The organism is Herbaspirillum sp. C9C3, from assembly GCF_013359625.1.
GTDB lineage: Bacteria > Pseudomonadota > Gammaproteobacteria > Burkholderiales > Burkholderiaceae_D > Herbaspirillum.
Window position 1 is genome coordinate 17,401 of the sequence record NZ_JABFMQ010000016.1, and the last position, 20,838, is coordinate 38,238.

At 62.1% G+C, this 20,838-nt stretch carries 19 protein-coding genes; 1 reads left to right on the forward strand and 18 read right to left on the reverse strand.

The features are described from left to right. Positions 1 to 220: 220 nt before the first annotated feature. From hflC to ndk, 12 genes are all read right to left on the reverse strand, one after another. The gene (gene hflC / locus HNO82_RS15250) at positions 221 to 1,114 is read right to left on the reverse strand and encodes a protease modulator HflC (RefSeq protein ID WP_175344312.1); all 894 of its coding nucleotides are present in this window, start codon (positions 1,112 to 1,114) and stop codon (positions 221 to 223) included. Then, the gene (hflK, locus tag HNO82_RS15255) at positions 1,114 to 2,472 is read right to left on the reverse strand and encodes an FtsH protease activity modulator HflK (RefSeq protein WP_008329866.1); all 1,359 of its coding nucleotides are present in this window, start codon (positions 2,470 to 2,472) and stop codon (positions 1,114 to 1,116) included. Before hflK ends, hflC begins: the two co-directional genes overlap by 1 nt. Before the next feature lie 89 nt (positions 2,473 to 2,561). Then, entirely contained in the window at positions 2,562 to 3,686 is a 1,125-nt protein-coding gene (gene hflX, locus HNO82_RS15260) for a GTPase HflX (RefSeq protein ID WP_008329868.1), read from the reverse strand. A 39-nt stretch (positions 3,687 to 3,725) separates the two neighbouring features. Then, a complete protein-coding gene (gene hfq, locus HNO82_RS15265; protein WP_006463311.1) occupies positions 3,726 to 3,965 on the reverse strand; it encodes an RNA chaperone Hfq in 240 nt (79 codons plus the stop codon). Between the two features lie 139 nt (positions 3,966 to 4,104). Further along, positions 4,105 to 5,448, reverse strand: coding sequence for a ribosome biogenesis GTPase Der (gene der, locus HNO82_RS15270; protein ID WP_008329870.1), 1,344 nt, complete (start codon positions 5,446 to 5,448; stop codon positions 4,105 to 4,107). 32 nt (positions 5,449 to 5,480) lie between these two features. Then, positions 5,481 to 6,680: an outer membrane protein assembly factor BamB gene (bamB, locus tag HNO82_RS15275; protein WP_008329871.1), complete on the reverse strand. Its 1,200-nt coding sequence runs from the start codon at positions 6,678 to 6,680 to the stop codon at positions 5,481 to 5,483. A 142-nt stretch (positions 6,681 to 6,822) separates the two neighbouring features. Next, positions 6,823 to 7,467 (reverse strand): YfgM family protein, encoded by a 645-nt coding sequence (locus HNO82_RS15280; RefSeq protein ID WP_175344313.1) that lies wholly within the window; start codon positions 7,465 to 7,467, stop codon positions 6,823 to 6,825. 45 nt (positions 7,468 to 7,512) lie between these two features. Further along, positions 7,513 to 8,868 carry a histidine--tRNA ligase gene (hisS, locus tag HNO82_RS15285; protein WP_175344314.1) on the reverse strand — a complete coding sequence of 452 codons (1,356 nt, stop codon included), beginning with the start codon at positions 8,866 to 8,868 and terminating at the stop codon, positions 7,513 to 7,515. Between the two features lie 129 nt (positions 8,869 to 8,997). Further along, positions 8,998 to 10,260: a flavodoxin-dependent (E)-4-hydroxy-3-methylbut-2-enyl-diphosphate synthase gene (gene ispG / locus HNO82_RS15290; RefSeq protein WP_175344315.1), complete on the reverse strand. Its 1,263-nt coding sequence runs from the start codon at positions 10,258 to 10,260 to the stop codon at positions 8,998 to 9,000. Between the two features lie 14 nt (positions 10,261 to 10,274). Further along, positions 10,275 to 11,366 (reverse strand): helix-turn-helix domain-containing protein, encoded by a 1,092-nt coding sequence (locus HNO82_RS15295; RefSeq protein ID WP_175344316.1) that lies wholly within the window; start codon positions 11,364 to 11,366, stop codon positions 10,275 to 10,277. A 300-nt stretch (positions 11,367 to 11,666) separates the two neighbouring features. Continuing rightward, the gene (gene rlmN / locus HNO82_RS15300; protein ID WP_175344317.1) at positions 11,667 to 12,839 is read right to left on the reverse strand and encodes a dual-specificity RNA methyltransferase RlmN; all 1,173 of its coding nucleotides are present in this window, start codon (positions 12,837 to 12,839) and stop codon (positions 11,667 to 11,669) included. A 96-nt stretch (positions 12,840 to 12,935) separates the two neighbouring features. Beyond that, the gene (gene ndk, locus HNO82_RS15305; protein ID WP_008329884.1) at positions 12,936 to 13,361 is read right to left on the reverse strand and encodes a nucleoside-diphosphate kinase; all 426 of its coding nucleotides are present in this window, start codon (positions 13,359 to 13,361) and stop codon (positions 12,936 to 12,938) included. A 267-nt stretch (positions 13,362 to 13,628) separates the two neighbouring features. Between ndk and HNO82_RS15310 the strand changes: the two genes are divergently transcribed. Next, complete coding sequence (locus HNO82_RS15310; protein ID WP_008329886.1) at positions 13,629 to 14,318, forward strand: Bax inhibitor-1/YccA family protein; 690 nt, start codon at positions 13,629 to 13,631, stop codon at positions 14,316 to 14,318. Positions 14,319 to 14,391: 73 nt separating this feature from the next. Here the strand turns inward: HNO82_RS15310 and rlmD are convergent, their stop codons facing one another. The 6 genes from rlmD to HNO82_RS15340 form a co-directional block, all read right to left on the reverse strand. Continuing rightward, a complete protein-coding gene (gene rlmD / locus HNO82_RS15315) occupies positions 14,392 to 15,753 on the reverse strand; it encodes a 23S rRNA (uracil(1939)-C(5))-methyltransferase RlmD (RefSeq protein WP_175344318.1) in 1,362 nt (453 codons plus the stop codon). Positions 15,754 to 15,894: 141 nt separating this feature from the next. Beyond that, a complete protein-coding gene (rpoS, locus tag HNO82_RS15320) occupies positions 15,895 to 16,908 on the reverse strand; it encodes an RNA polymerase sigma factor RpoS (protein WP_175344319.1) in 1,014 nt (337 codons plus the stop codon). Positions 16,909 to 16,911: 3 nt separating this feature from the next. Then, positions 16,912 to 17,883 (reverse strand): peptidoglycan DD-metalloendopeptidase family protein, encoded by a 972-nt coding sequence (locus tag HNO82_RS15325; protein WP_008329893.1) that lies wholly within the window; start codon positions 17,881 to 17,883, stop codon positions 16,912 to 16,914. Positions 17,884 to 18,118: 235 nt separating this feature from the next. Further along, positions 18,119 to 19,084 carry a protein-L-isoaspartate(D-aspartate) O-methyltransferase gene (locus HNO82_RS15330; RefSeq protein ID WP_175344320.1) on the reverse strand — a complete coding sequence of 322 codons (966 nt, stop codon included), beginning with the start codon at positions 19,082 to 19,084 and terminating at the stop codon, positions 18,119 to 18,121. Continuing rightward, complete coding sequence (surE, locus tag HNO82_RS15335) at positions 19,081 to 19,818, reverse strand: 5'/3'-nucleotidase SurE (RefSeq protein WP_175344321.1); 738 nt, start codon at positions 19,816 to 19,818, stop codon at positions 19,081 to 19,083. Before surE ends, HNO82_RS15330 begins: the two co-directional genes overlap by 4 nt. Positions 19,819 to 19,889: 71 nt before the next feature. Beyond that, positions 19,890 to 20,837 carry a flagellar brake protein gene (locus HNO82_RS15340; RefSeq protein ID WP_008329899.1) on the reverse strand — a complete coding sequence of 316 codons (948 nt, stop codon included), beginning with the start codon at positions 20,835 to 20,837 and terminating at the stop codon, positions 19,890 to 19,892. Position 20,838 lies beyond the last annotated feature (1 nt).

The following is a 20,838-nucleotide window of genomic DNA, read 5'->3' on the forward strand; positions in this document are numbered from 1 at the left end:
TGACAACAAGACAAGCAGGCGCCCAGACGAACAATCGGGGCGGTCCGCAAATGCCTGCCGCCCCTCATCTTGTATTCCGGGAAAATTGCACCCCGGAACATTGTGTCCGACCAAAAAAGGAAAGATGCCCTTTACCAGCGGCATCCATCCGGTTCGCCCTGCCCGCCGCAAACCTGCGGCGGCGCAGAACACTTCACATTATCGCCTGTTAAGCAGATTTTTACTTCTTCGCAGCGCTGGTGGCGCCGCCGCCCACTCCCTTGAAGTACTTGAAGAACTCCGAGCTCGGATCCACGACCAGGAGATCGTGACGGTTCTTGAAGCTGGCGCGGTAGGCTTCCAGGCTACGGTAGAACTTGTAGAAGTCGGGGTTCTGGCCGAAGGCCTGGGCGTAGATCTGGGACGCCTTGGCGTCACCGGCACCGCGAATCTTTTCGGATTCGCGGTAGGCTTCGGCCAGGATCACCACGCGCTGGCGATCGGCATCGGCACGGATCTTCTCGGACTCGGCCGCACCGGTGGAACGCAGCTCATTGGCCACACGCACCCGCTCGGACTTCATGCGTTCAAACACCGAATTGTTGATCTGGTCAACGTAGTCCACGCGGCGCAGGCGCACGTCGATGACTTCGACGCCGATCTGCTTGGCTTCGTTGGCCACGCGGGCCTGGATGGCGTCCATGAGGTTGTTGCGCTGGCTGGAGATCACTTCGCGTACGGTGCGCTTGGTGATTTCATCGTTGAGCGCCGCCTTGACGATCTGCGAAAGGCGATCCTGGGTACGACGTTCGTCGGCGTTGAAACTGACGTAATACAGACGCGGATCGACGATGCGCCACTTGACGTAGGCATCAACCAGCACGTTCATCTTTTCGGCGGTGATGAAGCGGTCTGCATCAGGGGTATCGAGCGTCTGGATGCGCTTGTCCACGTACATCACGCTCTGGAACGGTGGCGGCAGCTTGAAGTGCAGGCCGGGTTCGGTGATGACCTGCTTGACTTCACCCAGGGCGAAGACAATGGCCGAGGAGCGCTGATCCACCACGAAGATGGTGGACGACGCCAGCCAGATCGCCACCACGGCGACGATGACGGAGGTAACGAGGCGGCCCATCAGCGCACCTCCCTTTCGCGCGCATCACGGGGATCGCGGTTTCTCGAATCTCGCATCAGCTCGGAAGAATACACGGTGTCGTTTCCTGCAGTCGAAGTGGTGGACGCCGCGCCCGCAGAGGGCTGGACGGTCGCCGAAGCCTGCGCCTTGCCACCGGCCGGGGTCGCTTCGCTGGCGCTTTGCTGGATCAGCTTGTCCAGCGGCAGATACAGCAGGTTGCTGCCGCTCTTGGCATCAACCATGACCTTGGTGGTGTTGGCAAAGATTTGCTGCATGGTTTCCAGGTACATGCGCTCGCGGGTGACCGCCGGCGCCTTGGCGTAGGCTTCTTGCACCTGGGTGAAGCGGGAGGCATCACCTTCTGCATTGGCGACCACGCGGGAGCGGTAGGCCTCGGCTTCTTCCAGCAGGCGCGAGGCGGCGCCGGATGCGCGCGGGATCACGTCATTGGCATAGGCCTGGCCTTCGTTCTTGAGGCGCTCGCGATCCTGACCTGCCTTGACGGCGTCGTCGAAGGCGGCTTGCACCTGTTCAGGCGGTTGCACGCCCTGCATGGTGACGTTGGTGATCTGTACGCCGGACTTGTAGCGGTCCAGGATCTGCTGCATGCGCTGGCTCACGTCCAGCGCGACCTTTTCACGGCCTTCATAGAGGACGAAGTCCATCTTGCTGCGACCGACGATTTCACGGATGGCGGTCTCGGCGACCTGGCGTACGGAGTCATCCGGGTCGCGGTTGCTGAACAGCCATTCTGCGGCGTTCTTGAGCTTGTACTGGACGGCGAACTGGATATCGATGATGTTTTCATCATCGGTCAGCATCAGGGATTCCTTCAGCTGCTTGTTGCGCACATTGCCGCGATAACCGATCTCGGCAGTACGCACCTGGGACATGTTGACGATCTCGTGGCCCTGGATGGGATACGGCCAGCGCCAGTTGAAGCCCGGCAGCGTGGTGTGGCTGTAGCGACCGAAGGTAGTGACCACGGCGGTCTGACCTTCCTGCACGATGAAGAAGCCGCTGGCCAGCCAGAGGAAAGCCACGATCACGGCGATGACGCCCACGCCGATGCCGGCACCCTTGACGTCGCCACGATTGAAGCCACCGCCACCGTTGCCGCCGTCGGATCCGCCACCGCCCTTGCGGCCCAGGAGGCCGGCGATGCGCTGGTTGAAGTCGCGCCAGAGCTGGTCGAGGTCAGGCGGGCCGTCATTGTTGCCGGACGGTTTTTCGGGCCGTTTGTCGCCGTTATTTCCGTTATTCTGATTCTCGCGGTTGTCGTTTTGCGAACCACGTCCCCATTGGGGGTCGTTCAACGAAAACTTGACACCGATTTTCCTGAATAAAGACACAAGCATGCGTTTGCGTTCCGGCTGAAGTAATGGATTAAGAAAATCAAGGAGGAATGCGCGCCAGGAACGTGCAAAAAGCCGTCCCCTCGAACGGCTCAAGCGTGCATGTCTGCGGAATCGACTGGCTCGGAACGGCTGCGACCCCTGGCCTCCAAGGCGGCCTTGAGCGAAGCGGCGATCGCTTCGCGCAGCAGATCCAGGCCAGCACCGGACTTGGCACTGACGAAAACCCGCTGGATTTTACCATACTCGTCATACTCGACCGTCGGTTCCAGACCGGCGGCGTCGATCTTGTTCCAGACCAGGATCTGCGGCACGTGATCTGCGCCGATTTCCTTCAACACCAGGTTGACCTGCTCGATCTGTTCCATCCGTACCGGGCTGGCCGCATCCACCACGTGCAGCAGCAGGTCGGCGTGAATGGTTTCTTCGAGGGTGGCGCGGAAGGCCTCGACCAGTTGGTGAGGCAGTTCGCGGATGAAGCCCACGGTATCCGAAATCACCACGTGCCCGACCTCGCCCAGGTAAACGCGACGGGAAGTCGTGTCCAGCGTGGCGAAGAGCTGGTTGGCGGCATACACCCCGGCCTTGGCAAGGGAATTGAAGATAGTCGACTTGCCGGCATTGGTGTAACCCACCAGCGAGACCGAGAAGGTTTCACTGCGCCCCCGCGCGCGACGCTGCGTGGCATGCTGCCGGCGCAGCTTGGCCAGCACGGCCCGCAAGGCCTTGACACGCTCGCCCAGCAGACGGCGGTCTGTTTCGAGCTGGGTTTCACCGGGTCCGCGCAGACCGATACCCCCCTTTTGCCGCTCCAGGTGAGTCCAGCCGCGGATGAGGCGGGTGGCCAGGTGTTGCAACTGGGCCAGCTCAACCTGCACCTTGCCCTCGTGGCTCTTGGCGCGCTGCGCGAAGATATCGAGAATCAGGCTGGTCCGGTCGAGCACGCGCACCTTCAGCACCCGCTCCAGATTACGCTGCTGGGCCGGTGAAAGAGCGTGATTGAAAATGACCAGTTCGAGCTGGAGGTCGGCAACGGCGTCGGCCACTTCCTGTGCCTTGCCGGTGCCTACGAAAAGCGCGGCATCCGGACTGGCACGGCGACCGGTGATGGTGATCACCGGTTCCGCACCAGCCGATTTTGCCAGAAGGAGGAGCTCATCCAGACTTGCGGCGAAATCGTTCTTGCCGAAGTCCAGGCCGACTAACGCGGCACGCATGTCAAAATGCCCACGGCGTCAAGCCGGCCAGGTAGACCATTATTCGTCGGACGAGGATTCGAGACTGAGGTTGACCGCACGTGCAGGCACGACGGTAGAGATGGCGTGTTTGTAAACCATTTGCGTAACGGTGTTACGCAGCAGGACCACGTATTGATCGAAAGACTCCACATGGCCTTGCAGCTTGATGCCGTTGACCAGATAGATAGAGACGGGAACGTGCTCTTTTCTCAATGCGTTCAGGAATGGGTCTTGTAACAATTGCCCTTTGTTGCTCATGGCAGCTCCACGGTGTTGTTGTGATTAGGACTTGGAGGCACTTCAAGGAATATCAAGTGCTTGACCAACTTTATGCTATTCAATTTAAACGATTTTCGCTCCAACGCCAAAAACATTGATCGAATAGCAGGATTTACGATTATTTTTCCTGCCGGATGAAAGGATTCTTGCCCGACTTGAACTCGATACGCAGTGGAGTGCCGACCAGGGAGAAAGTTTCCCGGAAGTGCTTTTCCAGATAGCGTTTGTAATTGTCATCGATGGCTTCCAGCGCATTGCCGTGGATCACCACCACGGGAGGGTTCTGCCCGCCCTGGTGCGCATAGCGCAGCTTGGGACGAATCGAACCCTTGCGGCGCGGCTGCTGGTGTTCCAGCGCCTCTTCCAGCGCGCGCGTCAGGCGCGGCGTGCTCAGCTTGGCCATGGCAGCGGCGTAGGCCGAATCGATGGATTTCATCAGCGGACCGATACCGGTGGACTTGAGTGCCGAGATGAAGTGGAACTTGGCGAAGGAAAGGAAATTCAGTTTGCGCTCCAGATCCATCTTGATCTGGTTGCGCTGATCGCTTTCCATGCCATCCCATTTGTTCACACCGACCACCAGCGCCCTGCCCGACTCCAGCACGAAGCCGGCGATGTGGGCATCCTGCTCGGAGATGTCCTGTTGGGCATCCAGCAACAGCAGCACGACGTTGGCATCTGAAATCGATTTCAGCGTCTTGACCACGGAGAATTTCTCGATGGCCTCGAAGACCTTGCCACGGCGGCGGATGCCGGCGGTATCGATCAGGGTGTAGTGACGGCCTTCGCGCTCGAAGGGAATTTCAATCGAATCGCGCGTGGTACCCGGCATGTCGAAGGCAATCACGCGCTCTTCGCCCAGCAAGGTATTGACCAGGGTCGACTTGCCCACGTTGGGACGACCGACGATGGCGATCTTGGTACCGCGCATGGCCGGCTCTTCGGCTTCCGGCTCCTGGGCACGCTGGGCCTCGATCTGATCGAGGGCTTCCTCGACCAGGTCAGCCACGCCGTCACCGTGGGCGGCGGAGATCACATAGGGATCGCCCATGCCCAGCTCGTAGAAGTCGGCGGTGACCGAGGTGTACTTCATGCCTTCGGACTTGTTGACCACCAGCAGCACGGAGCGGCCGCACTTGCGCAGGAAGTCGGTGATGGTCTTGTCGTGCGGCGTCAATCCCTGGCGACCGTCGACGATGAACACCACGATATCGGCCTCGACCACTGCCTGCTTGGTCTGCTTGGCCATCTCATACATGATCCCGTCCTTGGCGACGGGTTCGAAGCCACCGGTATCGATCACCAGGAACGGACGTTCGCCGACGCGGCCTTGGCCGTAGTGACGATCGCGCGTCAGGCCGGGCAGGTCCGCCACCAGCGCATCGCGGCTGCGGGTGAGCCTGTTGAACAACGTCGATTTGCCGACGTTGGGACGGCCTACAAGTGCAATTACCGGTTTCATTTCTTTTCTTGGGGGTCGTTCGTCACAGCCACTTATTCGGCAACGACGGAGACCACGGTTCCTGATTTGGTTTGGAAAACGACAGACGAACCGGTCGAAACCGGAGGCGCCTGGATAGCACTGCCGTCGGTAGCCAGACGGGCCACGAAGGCGCCATCTTCCCGCGACAGGAAGTGAATATAACCCTGGAAGTCACCCACCGCCACCGCTTTGCCAATGGCGATCGGGCTGGAGAGCTGGCGGTTCTTCAGACGGTCGTTGCGCCAGATGACCGCACCGGTATCACGCGCAAACTCGGTCACGGCACCGCCGACATCGGCCGCGTAGACATAGGCATCATCCAGATTGACGCCGACATCGCTGGAAAACTCCTTGATCCAGCGCACATTGCCATTGAGCAAGTCAAAGCAACCGATGCGCCCCTGGTAGGAGGCCGCGCAGATGTCGGTCGCGCCCAGCGCCGGCACACCAGATACATCGGAGATGCGTTCCAGTTCGGTGGTGCCGCGCGGATCGCCGACCGGCACTTCCCAGCGCGGACCGCCATTGTTCAGTGCCAGCGCCGACAGGCGGCCGCCCGGCAGAGCCACGAAGGCGGTCTGCGAAGCAATCACGATGCCCGGCGCATTGCGCAGCGTCAACGACGGCACGTTGCGCTGGACCATCCAGCGCTGGCTGCCATTGTCGGCATCATACGCGGTCACGCGGTTGTCGATGCTGCGAATGACCACCAGCCCCTCACCCACGGCCGGGGCCGACAGCACTTCGCTGGGCGCCTGGGCGCTCCAGGTCGGCTTGCCGGAGCCCGCATCGAAGGCCTGGATACGGCCCTTCTCGCCCACCACCACGACAGTGCTGCCATCGGTGCCGACACCGGCCGTCAGGTCACCCTCGGCACGGCTGCGCCACAGGGTCTGACCATTCTGGGCATTGATGCGTACCACGGTGCCGTCATTGGCGGCAGCAAAGATGCTGCCGGCAGCAAAGGCCGGGCTGAACTGGTAGCTGCCGGACTTGCCGACCGAGACCGTCCAGGCGGACTGGGCGCGCATCTTCTGGGTGAATTCCACCAGCGGCGCCGGCGGATTCGGATCTTTCTTGCTGGAGAACAGCGAGCAGCCTGACAAGGCCACCACGGCGGCCATGGCCGCCACGTTCAGCGCCAGCTTGCCGGCGCGGCGGGATCGAGCAAAGGATGTTGCCTGGGCAGCAGTGGCTGTCACACTACGCATATTCTGTTTCCTCTAAGCGATGGATGGATTCGCGGTGGGATTGCGATTCAATTCGTGGGTTGCACCAGCAACCCCGCGGGTCACCGGTCCGCCGCAGCAGACCGATCACCGGGGCATTCAGTCAGTCGCGCGGGCGCCGGCCTCAGGCCTTGGGCGCTTCGCCGCCAATGGCGTCGAGCTTGATCTGGATCAGCTGGCGCGCCGGATCCTTGGCATCGCTCTTTTCCAACGCCAGCTTGTAGGCGGTACGGGCTTCGTCACGCTTGCCCTGCGCCGCCAGCACATCCCCCTTGCGGTCGGCGATGGCGCCGGCAAACTGGGCCGGATAGTCACCCGACAAGACCTTCAGCGCTTCATCGTACGCCTTGGCATCAAGCAGTACCCCGGCCAGACGCACGGCGGCGATGGCCTTGTACTCCTTGCCACGACCATGGTCGATCACCCATTGCAGCTGTTTCTTGGCCGCTTCCATGTCATTGGCATCGAAGGCCGACTTGGCGGCCACCAGCGCGCTCATTTCGGCGTAGGCGGTACCGCTGAACTTGTCCTGAATGTCGGCCGCGGCACGTTGCACCTTGGCATTATCCTTGGCGGCCAGCGACTTCTGCTGCTCTTCGTAGAGCACCGAGGCTTGTGCCGACTGGCGGCCCTGATAGGTGTTCCAGCCGGTCCAGGCGGCGTAAGCGGCCAACGCAATGATCAGCGCCCAGGTCACCAGGTTGCCGTACTTCGCCCACCAGGCCTTGATGGAATCAAGCTGTTCTTGTTCTTCGAGATCGTATGCCATGTAACTCTGCGTTTAGATAAGTTGACGGTCGAGGAGGACGGGTCTTCAGGGGTGATAGTGCACGTGGTCGTGATCATGGTCGTGATCGCCCACGATCTGTTCCACGATGTAATCGACCACGCCGTCGAAGGCCATGTTGCTCTGATTGGCACGCCCTTCCTCGGCATTGCCTTCGCGCATGTGCTTGACGGTGGCGGTCCCGGCCTTGAGCTCGTCTTCGCCGATGATCACGGCAAAGGCGGCACCGCTGGCGTCGGCGCGCTTCATCTGCGCCTTGAACGAGCCACCACCATTGGACGATGCGCAATGTAGCACAACATCGAGCCCGGCAGTCCGCAAACGTTCAGCCAGGACAAAAGATTGCAATTGTGCATCCTCGCCTTGATGGACCAGATAGACGTCGCACTGATTCGGTGCGTACTGTTCGCCATTGGCCTTCATCAGCTCCAGCAAGCGTTCCACGCCCATGGCGAAGCCGCAGGCCGGAGTCGGCTTGCCGCCGAACATTTCGATCAGCGGGTCGTAGCGGCCACCGCCACAGACGGTGCCCTGCGAGCCCAGCTGGTCGGTGACCCACTCGAACACGGTACGGTTGTAGTAGTCCATGCCGCGCACCAGGCGCGGATTGATGGTGAAGGGAATGTTGTTGTGGCGCAGGATCTTCTGTACGCCCTCGAAGTGCGCGCGCGATTCTTCACCCAGGTAATCCAGCAGCTTGGGCGCGGCATTCACCATCTCCTGCATGGCCGGATTCTTCGTATCCAGGATGCGCAGCGGGTTGGCGTGCAGGCGACGCTGGGCGTCGGTGTCCAGCAACTCCTTGTGCTGTTCAAAGTAGGCGATCAGGTCGGCGCGGTGCTTGTTGCGCTCCTCGGCATTGCCGATGGAGTTGAGCTCCAGGCGGATGTCGGACAGGCCCAGGTCATCCCAGAGGCGCTGGCACATCATGATCAGCTCGGCATCGATATCCGGACCGCTGAAGCCCACGGCCTCGGCCCCCACCTGGTGGAACTGGCGATAACGACCACGCTGCGGACGCTCGTGACGGAACATCGGGCCGACGTACCAGAGGCGCTTGGGGCCGTCGTAGGTCAGATTGTGTTCAAGGGCGGCACGCACCACGCCGGCAGTGTTTTCCGGGCGCAGGGTCAGGTTGTCGCCGTTCATGGAATCGGTGAAGGAATACATCTCCTTCTCGACGATGTCAGTCACCTCGCCCAGGCCGCGCGCGAACAGTGCGGTCGGCTCGACGATGGGCGTGCGGATCTGCTGGAAACCATAGCTCTTGAGCACCGATTGCACGGTGTTCTCGAACAGTTCCCACAACGGGGCGTCGGCCGGCAGGATGTCATTCATGCCTTTGACGCCAACGATTTTTTCGACTTTCTTTTGTTCTGACATACCGAAATCCGGAATTTTGCTTTTTACTTCATTTTTGGAAGCTGGAATATGTCGCATCTTTCGTGCGACGGGCCAGCGCAAGTGTACTGCATGGCCTGGAACACCCTAGGGTGGCCGGCCACGCGATGATCAGGCATGACTACCCTGACCGTAATGCGATTCGACGTATTCCAGCACCACGCTCTGGAATTCCTCGGCGATGCGTTCGCCGCGCAGGGTCATCTTCTTTTCGCCATCGATGAACACCGGGGCCGCCGGCGACTCGCCGGTGCCGGGCAGGCTGATGCCGATGTTGGCGTGCTTGGACTCCCCGGGGCCATTGACGATGCAGCCCATGACTGCCACGTTCATGGCTTCCACGCCGGGATACTTGCCCTTCCACACCGGCATCTGCTCGCGCAGGAAGGTCTGGATCTTGTCGGCCAGGTCCTGGAACACGGTCGAGGTGGTGCGGCCGCAACCCGGGCAGGCGATCACCATCGGGGTGAACTTGCGCAGACCCATGGTTTGCAGGATTTCCTGGCCGACCACCACTTCCTTGGTACGGTCGCCACCCGGCTCGGGAGTCAGTGAGATGCGGATGGTGTCGCCGATGCCTTCCTGCAGCAGCACCGACAGCGCCGCCGTGGAGGCGACGATGCCCTTGCTGCCCATACCGGCCTCGGTCAGGCCCAGGTGCAGCGGATAGTCGCAGCGACGCGCCAGTTCGCGGTAGACCGCAATGAGGTCCTGCACACCGGAGACCTTGCAGGACAGGATGATCTTGTCACCCGACATGCCAAGTTCCTCGGCGCGCTGGGCGTTCTCGATGGCGGAGGTAACCAAGGCTTCATACATCACCGCCTGCGCCGACCAGGGTTCGGCGCGGCCGGCGTTCTCGTCCATGATGCGCGCCAGCAGGGCCTGGTCCAGGCTGCCCCAGTTGACCCCGATGCGCACCGGCTTGTCGTACTTGCAGGCCACTTCGATCATCTGGGCGAACTGGGTATCGCGCTTGGCGCCCTTGCCGACGTTGCCGGGGTTGATCCGATACTTGGAAAGCGCCTGGGCGCACTCCGGATAGTCGGTCAACAGAGTGTGGCCGTTGTAGTGGAAATCACCCACCAGCGGCACGTCCACGCCCATGCGGTCGAGCTGCTCGCGAATGGCCGGCACGGCTGCTGCGGCCTCGGGCGTATTGACGGTCAGGCGCACGATCTCGGAGCCCGCGCGGGCCAACTCCTTGATCTGGATGGCTGTCCCGATGGCGTCGGCCGTGTCGGTGTTGGTCATGGATTGCACCATCACCGGCGCACCGCCACCCACGATGATCTCGCGCGTCCCGTGGCTGATGACCACGCGGCGGCTGTTGCGGCGGGCCAGCGGCCCGGAGGCGATCGGGAAGGAAGACATGTCAGTCAGTCGGTTCAGTTCAGGTTCAGGCGTGCAACATTGCTGTCGCCCGGGGTTTTCAGGTCCAGCGGCTGGCCGCGCAGCGTCGCGTCGACACCGGCGGCGTTGCCGATGATGAGCGTGGTCGCATCGGAGACGTCGAAGGTCTCGGTGGTGCCGGCCTTGAGCAGACGTGAAATCACGGTGCTCTTGTCAGCGCGGCGGATTTCCACCCAGGAATCCTCGCGGAAGGTCAGGCGCAGCAAATCCTTGCTGTTGACGATGTTCAGCCCGCCGGGCACGGTGGTCGAGGCCATCTGTGCCGGCGCGTTTGCCGTCGCTGCCGATGCCGCCGGGGCAGGCATGGAAGCCGGCTCGCTGGCCGCAAGTGTGGACGGCTGCACCGGCTCCGGCTTGGTCGATGCGGGGGTCTGGGCCGTCGGGGCCGGCGATTGTGTGGCCGGCACAGACTGCTTGGCCGACTCCTCGGCAGGCGCGGGCGAGATGGTCTCAACGCGCGCATTGACCGGCAGCTCGCTGGAGGCGGTCTCCGCACTCTGCGCGTTCTGCGCTTCCTGCACGGTTTCCGGGGCTGCAGCGGCATCCTCGTGATGCGACTTGAGGAAGGCCAGCTGAGGCAGCCTGGTCCCCAGCTCGGTCCAGCGCACGGCTGCAGCGCCTGCCAGCAGCGCCACCACCACGACACCGGCGATGATGGGCAAGGCTGAACTGTTGCCGCGCGTACTCATCATCATGGCCGGCAACGGACCTTCCGAGAAGGGTGTCGACAGTGAATGCTGAGGCACGATGTGATCGCGCTGCTGCACCGCCGACTCCTGCGGCATGGCCGCCGCCAGGGCATGGCTATCCAGCCCCAGCACCTTGGCATAACTGCGCACGAAACCGCGCGCCACCGCGAGGCCGGGCAGGGCCGCATAGTTGTCGGCCTCGATGGCCTGAATCTGGCGTGGCGCCAGCTTGACCAGGCTGGCCACCTGCTCGACGGACCACCCCTTTTTCTGCCGCGCCGCCGCCAGCGTAGCGCCCGGCAAGACCTGGGCCTGGGACGGTTGACCGGGATCTTGCGGTTGCTGCGACGACATTTCGTTCATTTGTTGATCACTCATCAAATGCTCCACATGGAAAAGCTTTTTTTAGCCGGACCTGGCCGGATTCTTCTGGAGCGTCCCTGCGCGGCGTGCGCCGCGTCCCTCCGGGGAAATTCGACAACTTCAGCACAGCCCGCCCGACCTCGGCAAGACTGGCATTGACTTCAGCAACAACGCGAAAGGGACGTGCGATGGCTGCGCCACAGCGCAACATCGACGCCCCCGTCACCCATTCTGTAAAAAGCGGCAGCTGTGCCCCCGCCGTGGCGGCGAAGGCTGGTACCGCAGGACCAGCAAGGACATGGGACCGCCCTGCCGTCACCCGGAGATCTCCACGATGCGACCGAAGTCGCGGCCGAACTTGGCCTGGTATTCGGCCATTTTCTGCATGCGTTCCTGCACCCGGGTACGATCCTTGACCTCGCCGGCCAGTTGACCGCAGGCGGCATCGATGTCATCGCCACGGGTCTTGCGGATGGTGGTCACGATGCCCGCATCCATGAGGATCTGCGCAAACGCCTTGATGCGCGGATTGTGCGAGCGCTTCAAGCCCGACTCGGGGAAAGGGTTGAAGGGAATCAGGTTGAACTTGCAGGGGATGGCGGTCTCGCCTTCCTTCACCAACGCGACCAGTTCGCGGGCATGGGTGTCGGTGTCGTTGACGCCATCGAGCATGCAGTACTCGAAGGTGATGAAGTCGCGCGGCGCGAATTCCAGATAGCGCTTGCAGGCCAGCATCAGCTCGCGCAGCGGGTGCTTGCGGTTCAGCGGAATGAGCGAGTCGCGCAGCGCATCGTTGGACGCGTGCAGCGAGACGGCCAGCGCCACCGGACATTCTTGCGACAGCTTGTCGATCATCGGCACCACGCCGCTGGTGGACAGCGTGACGCGGCGGCGCGACAGGCCATAGGCATTGTCGTCCAGCATCAGGCGCAAGGCGGTGACGGTCGGCTCGAAGTTGAGCAGCGGCTCGCCCATGCCCATCATCACCACATTGGTGATCTGGCGCTCGCCCTTGGGGCCACCTTCGATGCCCTTGGTCTTGCGCAATTCGAATTCCGCCATCCACAACTGGCCGATGATTTCGGCCACGGTGAGATTGCGATTGAAGCCCTGCTTGCCGGTGGAGCAGAAGCGGCAATTCACGGCACAGCCCGCCTGCGTCGATACGCACAGCGTGCCGCGGTTTTCTTCAGGAATGAACACGGTTTCCACCGCATTGCCCTGGCCCACGTCGACCAGCCACTTGCGTGTGCCGTCGGTGGAGGTATGGTCGCTGATGATGGCCGGCGCACGGACTTCGGCGCGGGTCTTGAGCTTGTCGCGCAGCGATTTGGCCAGATCGGTCATCTGATCGAAATCAGACACGCCGAACTGGTGTATCCAACGCTGCAACTGCTTTGCACGAAACGGCTTCTCACCCAACTCGCCGCAGTAGGCGACGAGTTGCGCGGGATCCATATCCAGCAGATTGGTGAGAGCTGTAGTCATGATGCTTGCGGTCGGGACCAGGACAGAAAGACGTTGCAGGGATTGCGACGCCGGTTTTTGCCCCAGCCCGGAAGACCGATGAAAAACAGGAACAGATTAACGCGAATAAACGTTCAGTGCCGGGAAGAAGTAGCTGATTTCGACCTTGGCGGTTTCTTCAGCGTCCGAACCGTGCACGGCGTTGGCATCGATGGAGTCGGCGAAGTCGGCGCGGATGGTGCCCTTTTCAGCCTTCTTCGGATCGGTCGCGCCCATCAGGTCGCGGTTCTTCAGGATGGCGCCTTCGCCTTCCAGCACCTGGATCATCACCGGGCCGGAGACCATGAAGTCCACCAGATCCTTGAAGAAGGGGCGCTCGCGGTGCACGGCGTAGAAGCCTTCTGCTTCAGCGCGCGACAGTTGCGCCATGCGGGCAGCGATGACCTTCAGGCCAGCGTTTTCGAAACGGGTGTAGATCTGGCCGATCACGTTCTTGGCGACGGCGTCGGGCTTGATAATCGACAGGGTGCGTTCAATTGCCATGAGAAAAACTCCAATAAAAATAATGGCTTAAAGCCAAGAATTGATAATTCAATGAACCTTGTATTTTAGCATGAAACCATCAAATATCATGTCAATTCACCTCCTTTGACGCTGCCTGCGGGCAATGATGCACCACCGCAGGCGACCACGCGCAGGAACCGGGTTCATATAAAGTGCCCGCATCTCGAACCATAGCGAGGGAAGACTTGTCTTAGCAGTGAGCCGGCGTGCTATTCTCTGGCTCGCATTCAACGCTTTGGAGGACATATGAACCAACTGGACACGACCTTCGGCCACTCGACCACGAGCCTGGCCGCCCGCAACCGCGTACTGCGCAACACCTACTGGCTGCTGGCGCTGTCGATGATCCCGACCGTGCTGGGCGCATGGCTGGGAGTGCAGATGCACTTGAACCTCTTTGCCGCCAGCCCGATGATCGGCTTCGTGCTGTTCCTGGCGATCGCCTTCGGCTTCTTCTTCGCCATCGAGAAGACCAAGAATTCCGGCTGGGGTGTGGCTTTCCTGCTGGGCTTCACCTTCTTCATGGGCCTGATGCTGTCGCGCCTGATCGAATACACGCTGGGCTTCTCCAACGGCGCCGGCCTGATCATGACGGCCTTTGGCGGCACCGCCATCATCTTCTGCGGCATGGCCACCATCGCCACCGTTTCCAAGCGCGACTTCTCGGGCATGGGCAAGTGGCTCTTCGCAGGCGTGCTGGTGATCCTGGTAGCTTCGCTGGCCAACATCTTCCTGCATCTGCCGGCGCTGCAACTGACCATTTCAGTGGTCGCCATCGCCATCTTCTCGGCCTACATCCTGTTTGACGTGCAACAGGTCGTCAACGGCGGCGAAACCAACTACATCTCGGCAACGCTGGCTATCTACCTGGATGTCTACAACGTCTTTGCCAACCTGCTGTCCATCCTGGGCATCCTGGGCGGCAACCGCGACTGATAGCTCAAACATTGCTTCATCAGCAATAAAATGCCGGCGAAAGCCGGCATTTTTTTCGTCTACAGCGGGGCGCTTACGCTGGCAAGTCGAACACGGCAATGGATTCCACATGCGCCGTATGCGGGAACATGTTGACCACGCCCGCGTACTTGAGAGCATAGCCACCCAGATGTACCAGCATGCCGGCGTCACGTGCCAGTGTTGCCGGGTTGCAGGAGACATAGACGATGCGCTTGGGCTTCAGATGCTGCTGTTCGGGCGGCAATTCCACCAGCGCCTTGCAGACTTCCATGGCGCCTTCGCGCGGGGGGTCGATCAGCATGCGATCGAACTTGCCCAGCGCCACGAAGTCCTCGGGCTTGGCTTCAAACAGGTTGCGGCAGTAGAAGCTGGTTTTGGCATCCACGCCATTGACCTTGGCATTGTCCAACGCGCGCTCGGTCAGCGCGGTGCTGCCTTCGATGCCGACCACTTCGCGCGCCAGGGTGGCGATGGGCAGGGTGAAGTTGCCCAGACCGCAGAACAGGTCCGCTACCCGGTCTTGCGGCTGCACATCCAGCAGGCGCAGGGCGCGCGCCACCAGTACGCGGTTGATCTGATGGTTGACCTGGGTGAAGTCGGTGGGCTTGAAGGGCATGCGGATGCCGAATTCAGGCAAGGTATATTGCAGGCGCGACTCGGCCGGATAGTAAGGCGCTGCCGTATCAGGCCCCTTGGTCTGCAGCCACCACTCGATCTTGTGCTCGTCGGCGAAGCGCTTGAGCAGGGTTTCATCGGCCGGGCTCAACGCCTCCATGATGCGCAACACCAGGACGGTGACCTTGTTGCCTTCATCGCCCTCACCGACGGCCAGCTCGATCTGCGGCATACGGTCACGAATAGACAGTCCTGCCACCAGTTCACGCAGCGGCACCAGCATGGCTGAGACATTGGGCGGCAGGATTTCGCAAGTCTTCATATCGGCGATGAAGGACGAGCGTTTCTCATGGAAGCCCACCAGCACCCCGCCCTTCTTGGCCACGTGGCGCACCGAAATGCGGGCGCGATAGCGATACCCCCAGGTCGGCCCGTAGATGGGGCGCAACATCACCTCGGCCTTGGTCTTGCCAAGGTGCCAGAGGTTGTCTTCCAGCACGCGCTGCTTCATGGCGACCTGGGCCGACGGCTCCAGATGCTGCATGGCGCAGCCGCCGCAGGTGCCGAAATAGTCACATCTGGGTTTCACGCGCAGCGAAGACTCGCGGTGCAGCGTGGTCATCACGCCCGCTTCCCACTTGGCTTTCTTGCGATAGGATTCGAAACTGACCCGTTCGCCCGGCAGCGCGCCTTCGACGAAAATGACCTTGCCTTGCGTGCCATCCTCGTTCTCGAGGTGACCAACGCCGCGCCCGTCCATGTCGAGCGACTTGATTTCAATGATGATGTCTTGTTGCATGAGGGAAACCACAGGGTAGGACCGAAGCCCGCTGCCGAAAACAAAAGCGGTATTGTCCGCGATCCGGGAGCGGGAGGGAAGCAGGAAGCGCATCCGGACAATGCCGGCGCACAGAAATCCACTGCAACGAAGGAATGCGGCCTAGAACAGCGCGTCGCGACTGACACCACGCGAAGTCAGCAGGCGCTTGAGCTTGACCAGAGCCTCCTGCTGTACCTGGCGCACACGCTCACGCGTGATGCCCATTTCGCCGGCAAGTTGCTCCAGCGTGGAAGGATCGTCGTTGTCCAGCCCGAAACGCCGGGCTACCACGACACGTTGCTTTTCCGACAAACTTTTCAGCCATTCGCGGATCAGCAAGGCCATTTCCTGGCTCTCGGCGCGGGTGTCGGGATGTTCTTCCACGGCGCTGGGCAACAGGTCCATGAGACTGGCCTGCGGGTCGTTGTCCAGCGGGGTATCCAGCGAGGCGGCATGCTCGGACAGCGCCAGCACATCCTGTACCTCTTCCACCGGACGGTCGACCAGGTGCGCGATGTCTTCCGCACTGGCGTCTCTTCCGTCACGTTGTTGCGCTTCCAGATGATATTTTGCGCGCAGGATCTGGTTCAGCTCGCGCACCATGTGCACCGGAAGCCGCACGGTACGGGCCTGATTCATGATGGCGCGCTCGATGCTCTGGCGTATCCACCAGGTGGCATAGGTGGAGAAGCGGAAACCGCGCTCGGGCTCGAACTTGTCGATGGCGCGCATGAGACCAAGATTGCCTTCTTCAATCAGGTCAAGCAGTGCCACGCCCCGATTGATGTAGTGCTTGGCGATCGACACCACCAGCCGCAGGTTGTGCTCGATCATTTTCTGGCGGGCCAGGAATTCACCGGCCTTGGCCCGGGTGGCGAAGTGCAGCTCCTCAGCCGCCGTCAGCAGGGGCTTGGCGCCGATCTTGTTGAGGTAATGCTGGGTGGTGTCGGTGGAGAGCTCGGCGGCGAGCACCTTCTTGAGCTCGTCCACGCCCTCGGCGGGGGCCGGTTCCCGAGGCTGGTCAGCAGCATCGCCGTCGATCACTTCCGGCTCTTCGATCTCCTCGATGGGATCGTCCATGCCCTCTTCATGAGGATCCTGGTCTGGCAAGTGATCGCGGCGATTGCTTGTCATACGCTAGCGTGGCGGTAAGTATTTGGAAGGATCAACAGGTTTGCCCTGTTGGCGGATCTCAAAATGCAGTTTCACGCTGTCGCTGTCGGATTTGCCCATTTCAGCGATCTTCTGGCCCTTGGTCACGGACTGGCCCTCCTTGACCAGAATGGTCTTGTTGTGCGCGTACGCCGACAGCAGGTTGTTGGTGTGCTTGATGATCACCAGGTTGCCATAGCCGCGAATGCCGCTGCCGGCATACATGACCTTGCCCCCGGCAGCCGCCAGCACAGCCTGACCATCCTTGCCGGCGATGTCCACGCCCTTCTTGCCACCCTCGAAGGTGCCGACCACCTTGCCTTCGGCTGGCCACATCCAGGAGACACCTTCATCATCCACAGTCGCAGGCTGGCTGGCCGCGGCCGGCTTTTCGGCCGCATGCGGCGCTTCCGGCTTGGCTGCGGTCGCCGGGGCGGCTGTGGCCGGTGCCGCATCGGGCTTCTCCAGTTCGGCCAGGGCACTCTCCGAATAGGCGCGCTTGTCACCCCGCGGACCGGTCTTGTTGCCGCCCGGGGCCATCGGCGCAGCTGCCGGCGCGGCAGTGCCAGGCGCCCCCAGCGGCTTGACGTCCAAGCCCGCCCCCGGTGCGGCAGCAACCGCAGCGGTCTGGACCGGCCCGGTGCGATCCGGCGGCGCCACGCGCAACACCTGATCGACCTTGATGTCGTTCGGATTGGTCAGGTTATTCCAGGCGACGATGTCGCGCCAGTTCTGCCCGACGTCCAAAGCGATGCGATAGAGCGTATCGCCCTTCTTGACCGTGTAGTAGCCACGTCCAGACGGAACCGGCACGGCCGGAGCGCTCACGGCGTCAGCCGGCCTGGCGGTGCTGCTGGTGCGATCGACCACCGGTGCCGGCTGCTGATTCGGTGTCGAGCCGCAGGCGGCCAGCAGACTGACGACACTGCCCAATACAGCCAAACGAATTTTCTTCATGCTCTTACGTTAGATTTTGTACGACGCTAGTTGACAAGCAGCCAGCGCCAGAAGTTCACCAGGGAAATGCGGCCCCCTCGCCTGCCCATCCGCTCTCTTCATCGACCCGCGGCTTGGATGCTTGTGCTTGTTGCCGCCCGTTCCCTGTTCGATGATACGTGGCGGACCTGATCTCCGCCGGTACTGCGCATTGCGTTCTGCGTTCTGCGTTCTGCGTTCGCCGACACTCACGAGATCACACCGTTCCCGGGCGCAACGGCACGAAATGGCACTGCTCCAGGGTAGTACGGCGCCAGTCGCGCTGGCCGACACGTTCAATCAGTTCCAGCACCTGCTGGCGTTCGCCCACGGGTGCCACCAGCCGACCGCCAATGGCCAGCTGTTCCAGCAGGGCCTGCGGCACTTCCAGTCCGGCCGCCGCGAGGATGATGCCATCGAAAGGCGCAACCTGCGGCAGGCCAAGCATACCATCTCCGTAATGCAAGCGGAGGTTTGCCACGCGCAAGGGACGCAGATTGGTCTTGGCCAGTTCATGCAGCGGCTTGATGCGCTCGATGGAATACACCTCGCCCGCCACGCGCGAGAGCACGGCGGCCTGGTAGCCGCAGCCGGTACCGATCTCCAGCACCCGATCCAGACGTCCGCCATGGCGGTTCTGGCGCATCAACTCGATCATGCGCGCCACGATGTAGGGCTGCGAAATGGTCTGATGATGGCCGATGGGCAAAGACGCATCGATATACGCCTGGCTGGCCAGACCGGGCTCCACGAACATGTGGCGCGGCACCGCCTCCAGCGCCGCCAGCACCTTGGCATCGGCCACTCCCTGCTTGGCCACGCGCGCGACCATGGCCTTGCGCACCGCCTCGGAGGCCAGCGGAGAAGCGTGGTGCGAGGCATTGGTCTGGGTCACTGTCATCACGTTCCGGACCGCGGTGCGCGGCGCCGGGGCCGCACTCAGCAATGGCTGGGCCGGCGCCACCGGCGCGCGCGGCGGTGCCGGCGGCGGGCGCAGCGCCTGGGCCAGGCCCTGCTGCACCGGCTTCAAGGCGGCACGCTGCAAAGACTGGGCGGCATTCTTGGCCGCCGTCTGCGTGGTGGCCGGGGTACGGCCAGCCGCGTCCCGGCCGGCACTGGCGGTCTTCTTCTTGTCGACCACCGAGGACAGGCTCAGCGGAAAGCGGCTGGGCTTGTCGTTCATGCAAGCGCTTTCTTGAGGTTGTCCAGTTGTGCAGTATGGGTGAGATCGATCTGCAGCGGCGTGATGGACACATAGCCGTTGGCAGTGGCATGGAAATCCGTGCCCTCGCCGCCATCCTTGGCCGCCCCCGCCGGTCCGATCCAGTACAGGTCACGGCCGTGCGGATCGGTCAGCTTGTGGACTGGCTCGGACATGTGGCGCTTGCCCAGGCGCGTGGCCACGCTGCCCTTGATCTGCGCGTACGGCAGGTTGGGAATGTTGACGTTGAGCAGGTAAGGCTTGGGCAGGCTGTCGAAGCGGCGCTCCACGATCTCGCGAGCGATGCGCGCGGCCGACGCCAGTTCGCCCCAGCCCTTGTGCAGTTGCGAAAACGCAATGGAGGGGATGCCGAACAGGAAGCCCTCGGTCGCCGCCGCCACCGTACCGGAATAGAGCGTATCGTCGCCCATGTTCTGCCCCTGGTTGATGCCGGAGACGATCAGGTCGGGACGCTCCTTCAACAGTCCGGTGAGGGCCACGTGGACGCAGTCCGAAGGCGTGCCGTTGAGGTAGTAGAAGCCGTTGGGGGCCTGCTCCACCCACAGTGGACGATCCAGCGTCAGGGAGTTGGAGCTGCCCGAGCGATTGCTGTCGGGCGCCACCACGGTGATATCGGCGATCGGTGCAAGCGCCTCGGCCAGGGCATTGATGCCGGGCGCAAGGTAGCCGTCGTCGTTGCTGATGAGGATTTTCATGGGCTGAATTTTAACCGAAGCCGAGCCTTGGGCAGTCCCTCTTGCCGACATTCTCATCCCCCGCGCACCCTCTATTCCTGCATGGTCAGTTCCTGATAGACATAGGCCGACAGCACCAGCTTGTCGCGCACCGTCAGTTGCGCAAATTCCACCCCGTACTGATGGAAATCGGCCTCGCCCAGCGATTCTACCGCCCGCAACACCACCGGAAGCTCCAGCGGCAATTGCTGGTCCGCCACCGAAGCCACGAAGCGCAGCTTGCCCGTCACGCCCTTCTTTGCCGCCACCTTGCCGGAGAGCGAGGTCGCCACCAGCGAGGCGCCGGCCAGGCTCAGGTCGATCACGCTGGCCGCCAGCGGCTGACTGCCATCCACCGCCAGGTAGCCTTCCGCGCCAACGGGCACGCGGGTAGCCTGACGGATCACAGTGGAACGGACTTCCCTGGGCAGGGAAAGATGCAGGTAGACGAACGGTGTGTGCTGATATTTCAGCAGTTGCGCCGCAAAGGCATAGGCACGGCGACCGGTCAGAGCGCGCACGACAAAGGCCTGCCCCTCGCGCAGGAAGATCTGCTTGCCCTCCTTTTGCGGTGCAGTGACCAGGATGCTGCGGTTGGGCAGGCAACCCACCAGCGAGACCGCATGGCGCTGGCCGACATCATCGGCAAACTGCAGCCAGAGCGTATCTCCGATCTGCCAGCGCACTTCGTCCAGGGTAATCACGCTTTCCTGGCCGCGCACCGCCGCCGAGGGCTTCAGAGGCTTCTTGCCGCCCTGCTTCTTGCGCAGCACGTCACGTGCCTGCGGCAGCCGAACCGATTCCGTATCCGGCTCGGCAATCCAGTTGGCATTGCGATACAGGCCATTCTCGATCAGGCCGGCCAGTTGGTCCGGCGTATCGATCAGGGTGCCCCGTGCCAGCAGCAGCTTGCCGGCTTCGTTGTAGATCGGCCAGGGCGCAGGACGGCCCAGAGCCAGTTCGGAGGCGCGCACCGGCACCAGCGAGGTGTGGTCCGCCATG

What these genes read in the sequence shown, in the direction of transcription:
- surE (WP_175344321.1), bottom strand. Translation starts at nt 19,818, where the DNA reads ATGAAAATCCTCATCAGCAACGACGACGGCTACCTTGCGCCCGGCATC.
- HNO82_RS15295 (WP_175344316.1), bottom strand. Translation starts at nt 11,366, where the DNA reads ATGAGTGATCAACAAATGAACGAAATGTCGTCGCAGCAACCGCAAGAT.
- hflX (WP_008329868.1), bottom strand. Translation starts at nt 3,686, where the DNA reads ATGCGTGCCGCGTTAGTCGGCCTGGACTTCGGCAAGAACGATTTCGCC.
- HNO82_RS15325 (WP_008329893.1), bottom strand. Translation starts at nt 17,883, where the DNA reads ATGAAGAAAATTCGTTTGGCTGTATTGGGCAGTGTCGTCAGTCTGCTG.
- hisS (WP_175344314.1), bottom strand. Translation starts at nt 8,868, where the DNA reads ATGTCAGAACAAAAGAAAGTCGAAAAAATCGTTGGCGTCAAAGGCATG.
- hfq (WP_006463311.1), bottom strand. Translation starts at nt 3,965, where the DNA reads ATGAGCAACAAAGGGCAATTGTTACAAGACCCATTCCTGAACGCATTG.
- HNO82_RS15280 (WP_175344313.1), bottom strand. Translation starts at nt 7,467, where the DNA reads ATGGCATACGATCTCGAAGAACAAGAACAGCTTGATTCCATCAAGGCC.
- ndk (WP_008329884.1), bottom strand. Translation starts at nt 13,361, where the DNA reads ATGGCAATTGAACGCACCCTGTCGATTATCAAGCCCGACGCCGTCGCC.
- rlmD (WP_175344318.1), bottom strand. Translation starts at nt 15,753, where the DNA reads ATGCAACAAGACATCATCATTGAAATCAAGTCGCTCGACATGGACGGG.
- rlmN (WP_175344317.1), bottom strand. Translation starts at nt 12,839, where the DNA reads ATGACTACAGCTCTCACCAATCTGCTGGATATGGATCCCGCGCAACTC.
- hflC (WP_175344312.1), bottom strand. Translation starts at nt 1,114, where the DNA reads ATGGGCCGCCTCGTTACCTCCGTCATCGTCGCCGTGGTGGCGATCTGG.
- HNO82_RS15340 (WP_008329899.1), bottom strand. Translation starts at nt 20,837, where the DNA reads ATGGCGGACCACACCTCGCTGGTGCCGGTGCGCGCCTCCGAACTGGCT.
- ispG (WP_175344315.1), bottom strand. Translation starts at nt 10,260, where the DNA reads ATGTCTTCCTTCCCGATCGCCTCCGGGCCGCTGGCCCGCCGCAACAGC.
- bamB (WP_008329871.1), bottom strand. Translation starts at nt 6,680, where the DNA reads ATGCGTAGTGTGACAGCCACTGCTGCCCAGGCAACATCCTTTGCTCGA.
- der (WP_008329870.1), bottom strand. Translation starts at nt 5,448, where the DNA reads ATGAAACCGGTAATTGCACTTGTAGGCCGTCCCAACGTCGGCAAATCG.
- hflK (WP_008329866.1), bottom strand. Translation starts at nt 2,472, where the DNA reads ATGCTTGTGTCTTTATTCAGGAAAATCGGTGTCAAGTTTTCGTTGAAC.
- HNO82_RS15310 (WP_008329886.1), top strand. Translation starts at nt 13,629, where the DNA reads ATGAACCAACTGGACACGACCTTCGGCCACTCGACCACGAGCCTGGCC.
- rpoS (WP_175344319.1), bottom strand. Translation starts at nt 16,908, where the DNA reads ATGACAAGCAATCGCCGCGATCACTTGCCAGACCAGGATCCTCATGAA.
- HNO82_RS15330 (WP_175344320.1), bottom strand. Translation starts at nt 19,084, where the DNA reads ATGAACGACAAGCCCAGCCGCTTTCCGCTGAGCCTGTCCTCGGTGGTC.